This is a genomic window from Pseudomonas sp. Fl4BN1 (assembly GCF_009908285.1).
GTDB lineage: Bacteria > Pseudomonadota > Gammaproteobacteria > Pseudomonadales > Pseudomonadaceae > Aquipseudomonas.
Genome location: NZ_JAAARM010000056.1, coordinates 16,577 through 28,386, shown reverse-complemented (window position 1 = coordinate 28,386; position 11,810 = coordinate 16,577). Strand labels below are relative to the sequence as shown.

Here is an 11,810-nt window from a genome sequence, read left to right as displayed (position 1 = left end):
GGGGTGTTGGGTGGGCCGCCGCTGCCTGTCAGGCAATGGCGGCCTGCTGCTCTCAGCGGTCAGTGTTCTGTGGGTTCAGCCAGCCACGAACTCGACGGAACAGTTGTTCTTGCTGGGCGTTTTGGTTGCCTGGCAAAGCCTTGAGGGGAATCTGGCTGAAGTTCGAGTGCTTCAAGCGCTTGCTGGCTTGCAGCCTTTCCAGGGCGGCTTTCTGCGCCTGGGGCTTGTCGACGTAGAAGAAGTCGGCGGTCGGCAGTTTCAAAGTCGGGGTCAGTTCCACCAGTTGCGGTTGGCCATTGGCCGGTGATTGCGCCGCCACCATGACCAGTTTTTGCACCTGTGACGGTTGTTTCTCGCTCAGGTAGCGTGCAGCCCAGTAAGCGCCGGTGCCATGGCCGAGAAGTACGATGCTGCGGGCATTCTGCTGTTCGGCGAAGGCCAGGGCCGCGTCGATCCGGGTAAAGATGCGCTCGGCATCTGCCTTGACTTGTTCTTCCGTGCTTTGCGCCACCACGCGATCCGCCACCTCGGATTCACCGCCGGCCACTTGTTCGATGGGCTTGGCTTCGGTGCTGGCGTCCTTGGCCGTATTGGCCTTGTCCGTGGGCGCCGGTGCAGCTTCGACAACCCGTGGTTGCGCGGCGTCGCTGCGCATGTCGGGAAGGCTCAGGCTCAGGCTGCCCCATTCAGTGTCCGGCAACTTGTTGCGCAGTGGTGCAATAGCTTGCGGCCAGTCGGCACTCTCGCCCGCACCAGGGATGATGATCACCACGCCTTTGGGTTCGCTGGTGTTGGCCGGCTTCCACAGCGCCAGGAAGCTGTCGCCGCCGGTTTGCAGTTGCTGTTGTTCCTGGGCGGGAAGCTGGCGCTCCAGGGCCGCGGCTTCCTCCTGGCTACGCTCAGGCAGGGGTTGGCGTTGCGCCGGCTGTTGCTCAGTGCTTTTGGGGTCCGGGGCCGGATCGGCGGCTTCCACAGAAAAGGTCCAAGGCAGGATCAGCGACAGGCACAATGCAGGCAGTGCCGAGCGGTGGACAAAGGGCATCGGATATTCCAGGCCAGAAGTAATTCCGGCAGCCTAATGGGTTGGTCAGTATTTGTCAGGGTGTGAGACTTCAGATGATGCTTTTTCGCTGCCTTCTGCTTATCGGCTGTCTGTGCCTTCCCTTGATAGGAGAGGCGGCGCCAGCGTCCAATGGGCCGATCGCGCCGTTGAGTCACGAGCAACGCCAGTGGTTGGAACAGCACCCCGAGTTGCGCGTAGGTCTGGTGTTGCAGGCACCGTTCGCCCAGTACGATCGGCGCCTGCAGCGCCTGTCGGGGGCCAACGTCGAATTGATGCAGGCGCTGGCCAAGGCCCTGGACATTGAGCTGAGCTGGCGTAACTTTCCCGATCAGGCGCAGTTGGAGAAAGCCCTGCGTGACGGCGAAGTGGACATGGCTCCAGGCCTGACGCAGACCCCAGCCGGCCTGCGCCTGTGGTTGTTCAGCGACCCCTATATGCGAGTGCCACAACTGGTGGTGGGGGAGCGCAAGGGCGCAGGAGTCGTGGAGCTGGAAAAACTCGACAGCCAGGCCCGGGTCGCGGTGCGCATGCCCAGCACCGTCGCCGACTATCTGCGCCTGACCTATCCCAACCTGAACCTGCAAGGAGTTCCTCTGGAGCGTCAGGCCTTGCAGTTGCTGCTGAGCCAACAGGCTCGTTATGCGGTGGTGGATGAGGCGCAACTCAGTCGCTTGTCAGGGGAGGCGGAGTTTGCCGGGCTGGCGGTGGTGGGGGATATAGGCCTGCCGCAGCTGTTGCGGGTGGCGACGCGGCGCGATTGGCCAGAGCTGGCCAGCATCGTCGAGACGGCCTTGCACGCGATTCCGGCCAAAGAGCTGGAACAGCTCCACAGTCGTTGGCTGCAGCCCAAATATCCGCGTTTGAGTGAGTCTCCCGGGGTCTGGCAGAACCTCAGCCTATTGCTGGTGATCCTGCTGTTGGCCAGTCTGGCGATCGTCTTCTGGCAGCGTCGTCAGCAACGCGGCCTGGAACAGCGGCTGCTGGCGGCGCGGGAGGACATCGCTCTGCGGGCTGCCAATGAGGAGGCGCTACGCCTGACCCAGTTCTCCATCGACCAGAGCACCGTGGGCATTCTCTGGGTCAACTGGGACAGCCATGTGCGCTATGCCAACCGCGCCGCCGAAGAGATGCTTGGCTACCCGGCAGGGGGCGTGGTCGAACGCCCATTGATCGATTTCGAACCCAACTTGCACATGGACCGCTGGCTCAACCTGTGGAAGCGTGCCCGGGCCAGCGAGGAGGGGGTGCAAAGTTTTGAGACCCAATGTGTGCGGGCAGACGGCAGCATCCTGCCGACGGATGTGTCCTTGAGTTTCCTGCGCTTTCGCGACAGTGAATACCTGGTGGTCTACCTCAACGACGTGACCGAGCGCCGCCGAGCTCTGGCAGCCCTGCGCGAGAGTGAGGCGCGCTTGCAGGGCATCGCGGCCAATGTGCCAGGCCTGGTGTTCCGCCTGGAGCGGGCACCGGTCACCGGGCAGATCGATTTTGCCTACATCAGTGAAGGCAGTGAAACCCTGGTGGGCTATTCGCCGGCGGTGCTCGGCCACAGGGACAAAGGCCTGCGCAGCCTGGTGCACCCGGATGACAAGGCTAGCTATCACCTGACCCAGGATCAGGCCCTGGACACTGACAGCGACTGGTCCTGGCAGGGCCGCATCCTGACTCGCCAGGGCCAGCAACGCTGGGCCGAAATCAAGGCCATTACCCGGCGCCTGGATGATGGCACCTTCGTTTGGGACGGCATCGTCTGGGACATCAGCGAAAGCAAGCGCATCGAGCTGGAATTGGCCAGTTCTCGTGAACAGCTGCGCGAGTTGTCGGCGCACCTGGAAAGCGTGCGCGAAGAAGAAAAAGCCCACATTGCCCGGGAAGTCCACGACGAACTGGGGCAGATGCTCACCGTGCTCAAGCTGGAAACCTCCATGTGTGAGCTGGCCTACGCCCAGCTCGACCCAGGTCTGCATGAGCGGCTCAACAGCATGAAGCGCCTGATCGCCCAATTGTTCCAGCTGGTGCGGGACGTGGCCACGGCCCTGCGTCCGCCGATCCTCGATGCAGGCATTGCCTCGGCGATCGAATGGCAGGCCAGACGCTTCGAGGCGCGCACGCAGATCCCGTGCCTGGTCCAGGTACCGGATAATCTGCCGCAACTGAGTGACGCCAAGGCCATCGGCCTGTTCCGCATTCTCCAGGAGGCCCTGACCAACGTCATGCGCCATGCCCAGGCGCATACTGTGGAGCTGAGCCTGACCCTGGAAGAGGGCGAGTTGTGCATGAGCATCAGTGATGACGGCCTGGGGTTTGACACCGCTTCTGCGCGCCCGACCTCATTTGGTCTGGTGGGCATGCGTGAACGCGTGCTGATCATGGGCGGTAGCCTGCGGCTGCACAGTGAGCAGGGCGAAGGCACCACCCTGAGCGTCCGGGTGCCTCTGGACATAAAACAATAACGAGGAGACGCGCGTGATCCGTGTACTGGTAGCTGAAGACCACACCATTGTCCGCGAAGGCATCAAGCAACTGATTGGCCTGGCCAAGGATTTGTTGGTCGTGGGCGAGGCGAGCAACGGCGAGCAACTGTTGGAAACCCTGCGTCAGGTGCCCTGTGAGGTGGTGTTGCTGGACATCTCCATGCCTGGGGTAAATGGCCTGGAGGCCATTCCACGAATACGTGCCTTGAACAATCCACCGGCGATCCTGGTGCTGTCGATGCATGACGAGGCGCAGATGGCGGCCCGGGCACTGAAGATCGGCGCCGCCGGTTACGCCACCAAGGACAGCGACCCGTCGCTGTTGCTGACGGCAATTCGCAAGGTCGCTTCCGGCGGTCGATATATTGATCCGGACCTCGCGGACCGGATGGTCTTCGAGGTCGGCCTGACCGACTCCCGGCCCTTGCATTCGCTGCTTTCCGAGCGCGAGTTTTCGGTCTTCGAGCGTCTGGCCCAGGGGGCCAATGTCAACGACATCGCCCAGCAACTGGCCCTCAGCAGCAAGACCATCAGTACCCACAAGGCGCGGTTGATGCAGAAGCTCAACATCACCTCCCTGGCCGAGTTGGTGAAGTACGCGATGGAGCACAAGTTGCTCTGATGCGATGGGGCGACTTCGCGGTCCAGTGAGAAAACCCCCTGGTTACAGCCGGTGCCCTTTCCCACAGAGGGGAAGGGTACATATCCATTTGCGACATCTCCGCCCTCGGGCTTTTGCCTGTTCTTGCAGCTTGCCGCTGGATACTCGCTGCCGCTCTTATCCAATCCCGCCATCCTTGTAGGGCGATCCCTACACACAACCTTCCAGGTGGCTGAGGCGAATCTCTCCTACCCCCCGATTTTCGGGGGCTGCGGGCTCTACTAGGCTTGTCCCACAGCCGTCTAAAACAAAAGGTGTGGGTATGAGCGAGGTCGATTCAAGCGCTGGGGCCAACGATGTTCTGGTCAGCTTTCGCGGAGTGCAGAAGAGCTACGACGGCGAGAACCTGATCGTCAAAGACCTCAACCTGGAAATTCGCAAAGGCGAGTTCCTCACCCTGTTGGGGCCGTCCGGCTCCGGCAAGACCACTAGCCTGATGATGCTGGCCGGGTTTGAAACCCCAACCGCCGGTGAGATCCAGTTGGCCGGGCGCTCGATCAACAATGTGCCGCCGCACAAGCGCGATATCGGCATGGTGTTCCAGAACTACGCCTTGTTCCCGCACATGACTGTGGCCGAGAACCTCGGCTTTCCCTTGTCTGTGCGCGGCCTGAGCAAGACTGACATCAGCGAACGGGTCAAGCGCGTGCTGAGCATGGTGCAGCTCGATGCCTTCGCCCAGCGCTACCCGGCGCAGTTGTCCGGCGGCCAACAGCAGCGGGTGGCCCTGGCCCGGGCCCTGGTGTTCGAGCCGCAGTTGGTGCTGATGGACGAGCCCCTGGGGGCTCTCGACAAGCAACTGCGTGAACACATGCAGATGGAGATCAAGCACCTGCACCAGCGTCTGGGCTTGACCGTGGTCTATGTGACCCACGACCAGGGCGAAGCCCTGACCATGTCCGACCGTGTGGCGGTGTTCCATCAGGGCGAGATCCAGCAGATTGCGCCGCCGCGAACCCTCTACGAAGAACCGAAAAACACCTTCGTGGCCAACTTCATCGGTGAGAACAATCGTCTTAACGGTCGTCTCCACAGCCATAGCGGCGAGCGCTGCGTGGTGGAACTGGGGCGTGGCGAGAAAGTCGAGGCGTTGGCGGTGAATGTCGGTCAGGTCGGCGGGCCCGTGACCCTGTCCATCCGCCCGGAGCGGGTAAGCCTCAATGGCTCCAGTGAACGTTGCAGCAACCGCTTCTCTGGGAGGGTGGCGGAATTCATCTACCTGGGCGACCACGTCCGAGTGCGCTTGGAGGTCTGTGGCAAGAGCGACTTTTTCGTCAAACAGCCGATTGCCGAGCTCGATCCTGCGCTGGCGGTGGGCGACGTGGTTCCGCTTGGCTGGCAAGTCGAGCACGTTCGCGCGCTCGATCCGCTTCTAGAGGCGAATTGATCGCCCCCCCTGCAACACCAACCTGCACGTGGAGAACACAATAAATGTTGAGATCCCTGAAATTTACCGCCCCGCTTGGCGCTATCGCTGTGGCATTGGGCATGCTGGGTGCGGCGCACGCCATGGCGGCGGGTTCGGACCTGACCGTGGTGTCCTTTGGTGGGGCGAACAAGGCGGCTCAGGTCAAAGCCTTCTATGCCCCTTGGGAAGCAGCGGGCAATGGCAAGATCATTGCCGGCGAATACAACGGCGAAATGGCCAAGATCAAGGCCATGGTCGATACCAAGAGCGTGTCCTGGGACCTGGTAGAGGTTGAATCCCCTGAGCTGTCCCGCGGTTGTGACGAGGACATGTTCGAGCAACTGGACCCGGCGCTGTTCGGCAAGAGTGAAGACTACGTCAAGGGCGCCATCCAGCCGTGCGGGGTGGGCTTTTTCGTCTGGTCCACCGTGTTGGCCTACAACGCCGACAAGCTGAAAGCACCACCAGGCAGCTGGGCCGATTTCTGGGATACCAAGACATTCCCGGGTAAGCGCGGCCTGCGCAAGGGCGCCAAGTACACCCTGGAATTTGCCCTGATGGCCGACGGTGTTGCACCCAAGGACGTGTACAAGGTACTGGCAGGCAAAGATGGCCAGGACCGAGCCTTCAAGAAACTCGATGAACTCAAGCCTTACATTCAGTGGTGGGAAGCGGGTGCCCAGCCACCGCAGTACCTGGCTTCCGGCGACGTGGTCATGAGCTCGGCCTACAACGGTCGGATCGCCGCGGTGCAGAAGGAAAGCAATCTGAAGATCGTTTGGAACGGCGGCATCTACGACTTCGATGCCTGGGCCATTCCCAAGGGCCTGGACAAGGCCCGCGCCGAGGCAGCGAAGAAATTCATCGCCTACTCGGTGCAACCGCAACAACAGAAAATCTATTCGGAGAACATCGCCTACGGTCCAGCCAATACCCAGGCCGTGCCGCTGTTGGCCAAGGACGTTCTCAAGGACATGCCGACCACCCCGGAAAACATCGCCAACCAGGTGCAGATCGACGTCAGCTTCTGGGCTGATAACGGTGAGCAACTGGAACAGCGCTTCAACGCCTGGGCAGCCAAGTAACCAGCCTCTGTTGTAGGAGCGGGCTCGCCCGCGAAGGCGTCATCAGCAGCACCATCGTTGTTGATTGATACGCCGGGTTCGCGGGCAGGCCGGCTCCTACCTGCGGTGGTTTGTATTCGAAAGATCGATTCGCGGAGTTTGTCATGACCATCACCGTTCCCCTGAACGCGGTCACCGGCCCGACCTTGAAGCAGCGGCTGGCCCGTGCCGAGCGGGTCAACCGCTGGAAGGCCCAGGCCTTGATTGCACCTCTGGTGCTGTTTCTGCTGCTGGTGTTCCTGGTACCGATTGTGGCGCTGCTGTACAAGAGCGTCGGCAACCCGGAAGTGGTCGGGGGCATGCCGCGCACCGTCGTGGCCGTGAGTTCCTGGGACGGTCGTGGCCTGCCGGCGGAGGCGGCCTATAAAGCCTTGAGCGAAGACCTGGCGGATGCCCGCAAGAATCAGACCCTGGGCGATCTGTCCAAGCGCCTGAACATGGAGTTGGCCGGCTATCGTAGCCTGCTGACCAAGACTGCCCGTGCCTTGCCGTTCAAGGCCGAGCCCGAATCCTATAAAGAGGCCATGGAGAGCCTGGATGAGCGCTGGGGCGACCCGGCCTACTGGCAGGCGATCCGTCGCAACACCAGCAGCCTTACGCCTTATTACCTGCTGGCGGCAGTGGACCATCGCATCGATGACCTGGGGGAGCTGGCCCCAGCCACTCCGGACCAGTCGATTTACCTGGATATCTTCGCCCGGACCTTCTGGATGGGCCTGGTGATCACTGCCATCTGTCTGGCCCTGGCCTATCCCCTGGCGTACCTGTTGGCCAACCTGCCGGCGCGCAAGAGCAACCTTCTGATGATCCTGGTGCTGCTGCCGTTCTGGACCTCGATCCTGGTGCGGGTGGCAGCGTGGATTGTGCTCTTGCAGTCTGGCGGCCTGATCAACAGCGCCTTGCTGGCCATGGGGGTGATCGATAAACCCCTGGAGCTGGTGTTCAACCGCACCGGGGTCTACATCTCGATGGTGCATATTCTGCTGCCGTTCATGATCCTGCCGATCTACAGCGTGATGAAGGGCATCTCGCCGACTTACATGCGCGCGGCGATCTCCCTGGGTTGTCATCCGTTTGCCAGCTTCTGGCGGGTGTACTTCCCGCAGACTTACGCGGGTGTCGGCGCTGGCTGCCTGTTGGTGTTCATCCTGGCCATCGGTTACTACATCACCCCGGCGTTGCTGGGCAGTCCGAACGATCAGATGGTCAGCTACTTCGTCGCCTTCTACACCAACACCAGTATCAACTGGGGCATGGCCACGGCTCTGGGCGGCTTGCTGTTGCTGGCGACCATCGTGCTCTATCTGATTTACAGCTGGCTGGTGGGCGCCAGTCGCCTGCGCCTGAGCTAAGGAGATAATCGAAATGTTGAGCCCCTATATGTCGCCCGTCGAGCGGGTCTGGTTCTACAGCTTGCGGATTCTCTGCGGCCTGATCCTGTTGTTCCTGGTATTGCCGGTGCTGGTGATCATCCCGCTGTCGTTCAACTCGGGGAGTTTCCTGGTGTACCCGCTGCAGGGTTTCTCGCTGCACTGGTACCAGGATTTCTTCGCTTCCGCCGAATGGATGCGTGCTTTGAAGAACAGCATTATTGTCGCCCCGGCCGCGACCTTGCTGGCCATGGTCTTCGGCACCCTGGCGGCCATCGGCCTGACCCGGGGCGACTTTCCCGGCAAGGCGCTGGTGATGGCTCTGGTGATTTCGCCGATGGTCGTACCCGTGGTGATCATCGGTGTTGCCAGCTACCTGTTCTTTGCACCGCTGGGCATGGGCAACAGTTTCTTTTCGCTGATCATCGTCCATGCGGTGCTCGGGGTGCCTTTTGTGATCATCACCGTGTCGGCAACCCTGCAGGGCTTCAACTACAACCTGGTCAGGGCTGCGGCCAGCCTCGGTGCCTCGCCGCTGACCACCTTTCGCCGGGTGACCCTGCCGTTGATCGCTCCCGGGGTCATCAGTGGTGCGTTGTTCGCCTTCGCTACCTCGTTCGACGAGGTGGTGGTGACGCTGTTTCTCGCCGGGCCCGAGCAGGCCACCCTGCCTCGGCAGATGTTCAGCGGGATTCGCGAGAACCTCAGCCCGACCATCGCTGCCGCGGCGACGCTGTTGATCGCTTTTTCGGTGATCCTGCTGCTGACCCTGGAATGGCTGCGCGGGCGCAGCGAGAAGTTGCGTACCGCTCAGGTTTGAGGGCTTGGCGCCGACTCCGAGCCACTGCCGCAAACAGCGGGAGTGGCTGCGGCATTGCGATCCACGCATTCGTCTGCTGAATAGGCGACAACCAATAATCGCCAGCTACGCTTGTGCCAGCTCCCACCTTATATAAGAGGCTGCGCACATGAGTATTTCCTCTTTCAAGATTGCCCAGAAATTACTGACCGGCAGCTCGGCCATCGAGCAATTGGCCGCCGAGCTGACTCGCCTGGATGTTGACCACCCGCTGATTGTCACGGATGCCGCGCTACTCAAGTCGGGCACGGTGGAGTTGGCGCTGGCGCATCTTGGAGGGCGTAGTTACGAGATTTTCGACCGGGTACAGCCCGATCCGGAAATCGCCATCGTCGAAGACTGCATGCAGGTCTACCGCGAAGGCGGGCATGACGGCCTGATCGGCCTGGGAGGCGGCAGCGCCATTGATATTGCCAAGAGTGTCGCGGCTTATGCGGGTTACCACGGCGCCCTGGAAGATCTGTTCGGCATCGACCAGGTGCCACGCAAGGGGCCGCCGTTGATCGCGATTCCCACGACTGCCGGTACGGGGTCTGAAGTGACCAACGTGGCGATCCTTTCGGACAAGGCCGCACAGTTGAAGAAGGGAATTGTCAGTGACTACCTGCTGCCGCATGTGGCACTGGTCAGCCCACAGATGACTCTGACCTGCCCCCGTAGCGTGACTGCTGCCAGTGGCGTCGATGCCCTGGTGCACGCCATCGAGTCCTACCTGTCGCTCAATGCTTCTGCGATCACCGACTCCCTGGCCATCGGTGCCATCAAGTTGATCGTCAAGGCGTTGCCCAAGGCTTTTGCCAACCCGGCCAACCTGCAGGCCCGGGAGGACATGGCCACCGCCAGCCTGATGGCCGGCATGGCTTTCGGCAATGCCGGAGTCGGTGCGGTGCATGCCCTGGCGTATCCATTGGGTGGGCGCTTCCATGTGCCCCACGGGGTCAGCAATGCTTTGCTGCTGCCCTATGTGATGACCTGGAACAAGATGGCCTGCGTCGAGCGAATGCAGGATATCGCCGAAGCCATGGGCGTGCAGACCGCGTGCTTGAGCGCCAGTGAGGCGGCTGATCGGGCCGTGGATGCGATGAGCGCTTTATGCGCTGCGGTTGAAATTCCCAGTGGATTGCGCAGTTTTGGCGTGCCCGAAGATGCGATCCCGGCCATGGCCCAGGAAGCCGCGGGCATCGAGCGCTTGATGCGCAACAATCCGCGCAAACTGAGCCCCGCCGATATCGAGAAGATCTATCGTGCGGCCTACTGATCATCGCGGTGACGGTGTGCGCTCCAAAGCATGAGGTATACAATGCGCGCCATCGTGATTCTGCTCAAAAAAGGTGCGTCATGCAGCCCTTCGCTATTGCTCCGTCGATTCTCTCCGCCGACTTCGCCCGTCTGGGCGAGGAAGTGGACAATGTCCTGGCCGCGGGTGCCGACATCGTCCACTTCGATGTCATGGACAACCACTACGTGCCGAACCTGACCATCGGCCCGATGGTCTGCTCCGCACTGCGCAAGTACGGGATCACCGCGCCGATCGATGCGCACCTGATGGTGACCCCGGTGGATCGCATCATCGGTGACTTCATCGAGGCTGGCGCCACCTATATCACTTTCCATCCGGAAGCCACGCTGCATGTGGACCGCTCCCTGCAGATGATCCGTGAAGGCGAGTGCAAGGCCGGCCTGGTGTTCAATCCGGCGACTCCGCTGGACGTGCTCAAGTATGTGATGGACAAGGTCGACATGATCCTGCTGATGAGCGTCAACCCAGGTTTTGGCGGGCAGAAGTTCATTCCCGGCACCCTCGACAAGCTGCGTGAGGCTCGGGCCCTGATCGATGCTTCCGGCCGGGATATTCGCCTGGAAATCGACGGTGGTGTGAACGTCAACAACATCCGCGAGATCGCCGCTGCAGGCGCCGATACCTTTGTTGCTGGCTCGGCCATCTTCAATGCACCGAACTATCAGGAAGTCATTGAGAAAATGCGCGCCGAACTCGCGCTGGCACGGCCATGAGCGCATTTGAGCAGCTGTTCCCGGGGCGTTTGCCGCGGCTGGTGATGTTTGACCTGGATGGCACCCTGGTCGATTCGGTCCCCGACCTGGCCGCCGCCGTGGATCACATGCTGCTCAAGCTGGGGCGTGCGCCCGCGGGTATCGAAGCGGTACGGCAGTGGGTGGGCAACGGTGCCCCCATGTTAGTGCGTCGGGCGCTGGGCAATAGCCTGGACCCTCAAGGCGTCGACGACGGCGAAGCCGAGCACGCCCTCGAGTTGTTCAACACGGCCTATGAGGACAGTCACGAACTGACGGTGGTCTATCCCGGTGTACGCGAGACCCTCAAGTGGCTGCACAAGCAGGGCGTGGAAATGGCCCTGATCACCAACAAGCCCGAGCGCTTCGTTGCACCGTTGCTGGACCAGATGAAGATCGGCCGCTACTTTCGCTGGATCATCGGCGGCGACACCCTGCCACAGAAGAAGCCCGACCCGGCAGCGCTGTTCTTCGTGATGAAGATGGCCAGCGTGCCAGCGTCGCAGTCAGTGTTCGTCGGCGATTCGCGCAGCGATGTGTTGGCGGCCAAGGCTGCGGGGGTCAAGTGTGTAGCCTTGAGCTACGGCTATAACCATGGTCGGCCGATTGCCGAGGAATCACCCGCACTGGTGATCGACGACCTGCGGGCACTGATCCCCGGTTGCTTAGAACCTGCCGCTGAGATAACGTTGCCCGACGCTGTTCCATCCCCTTCTGGAAATTCCATCGTGGTGGTCACTCGCAAACTCTGGATGAAAGTCATCAAGGCCCTGGCCCGCTGGCGTTGGCGCGCCTGATTTTTGTCTGGCCGGCCTTGCCG

10 protein-coding genes are annotated in these 11,810 nt (G+C 61.5%); 9 read left to right on the top strand and 1 reads right to left on the bottom strand.

Annotated elements, in window-relative coordinates:
- Positions 1 to 52 precede the first annotated feature (52 nt).
- A complete protein-coding gene (locus GV818_RS32255; RefSeq protein WP_161778571.1) occupies positions 53 to 1,042 on the bottom strand; it encodes an alpha/beta hydrolase family protein in 990 nt (329 codons plus the stop codon).
- Between the two features lie 74 nt (positions 1,043 to 1,116).
- Between GV818_RS32255 and GV818_RS32250 the strand changes: the two genes are divergently transcribed.
- The 9 genes from GV818_RS32250 to GV818_RS32210 all read left to right on the top strand — a co-directional run bounded on the left by GV818_RS32250 (position 1,117) and on the right by GV818_RS32210 (position 11,787).
- Entirely contained in the window at positions 1,117 to 3,516 is a 2,400-nt protein-coding gene (locus GV818_RS32250) for a PAS domain-containing sensor histidine kinase (protein ID WP_161778570.1), read from the top strand.
- A 13-nt stretch (positions 3,517 to 3,529) separates the two neighbouring features.
- A complete protein-coding gene (locus GV818_RS32245; protein WP_161758418.1) occupies positions 3,530 to 4,159 on the top strand; it encodes a response regulator in 630 nt (209 codons plus the stop codon).
- A gap of 301 nt (positions 4,160 to 4,460) precedes the next feature.
- Positions 4,461 to 5,585, top strand: coding sequence for an ABC transporter ATP-binding protein (locus tag GV818_RS32240; RefSeq protein WP_161758417.1), 1,125 nt, complete (start codon positions 4,461 to 4,463; stop codon positions 5,583 to 5,585).
- Between the two features lie 44 nt (positions 5,586 to 5,629).
- Positions 5,630 to 6,691: an ABC transporter substrate-binding protein gene (locus GV818_RS32235; protein WP_161758416.1), complete on the top strand. Its 1,062-nt coding sequence runs from the start codon at positions 5,630 to 5,632 to the stop codon at positions 6,689 to 6,691.
- A gap of 143 nt (positions 6,692 to 6,834) precedes the next feature.
- Positions 6,835 to 8,082, top strand: a complete 1,248-nt coding sequence (locus tag GV818_RS32230) for an ABC transporter permease (RefSeq protein ID WP_161778569.1) — start codon at positions 6,835 to 6,837, stop codon at positions 8,080 to 8,082.
- A gap of 13 nt (positions 8,083 to 8,095) precedes the next feature.
- The gene (locus GV818_RS32225) at positions 8,096 to 8,920 is read left to right on the top strand and encodes an ABC transporter permease (protein ID WP_161758414.1); all 825 of its coding nucleotides are present in this window, start codon (positions 8,096 to 8,098) and stop codon (positions 8,918 to 8,920) included.
- A gap of 148 nt (positions 8,921 to 9,068) precedes the next feature.
- Complete coding sequence (locus GV818_RS32220) at positions 9,069 to 10,217, top strand: iron-containing alcohol dehydrogenase (RefSeq protein ID WP_161778568.1); 1,149 nt, start codon at positions 9,069 to 9,071, stop codon at positions 10,215 to 10,217.
- Between the two features lie 80 nt (positions 10,218 to 10,297).
- Complete coding sequence (gene rpe, locus GV818_RS32215) at positions 10,298 to 10,972, top strand: ribulose-phosphate 3-epimerase (protein ID WP_161778567.1); 675 nt, start codon at positions 10,298 to 10,300, stop codon at positions 10,970 to 10,972.
- Positions 10,969 to 11,787 carry a phosphoglycolate phosphatase gene (locus GV818_RS32210; RefSeq protein WP_161758411.1) on the top strand — a complete coding sequence of 273 codons (819 nt, stop codon included), beginning with the start codon at positions 10,969 to 10,971 and terminating at the stop codon, positions 11,785 to 11,787. The genes rpe and GV818_RS32210 overlap by 4 nt, the downstream gene beginning before the upstream one ends.
- The last annotated feature ends 23 nt before the right edge of the window (positions 11,788 to 11,810 follow it).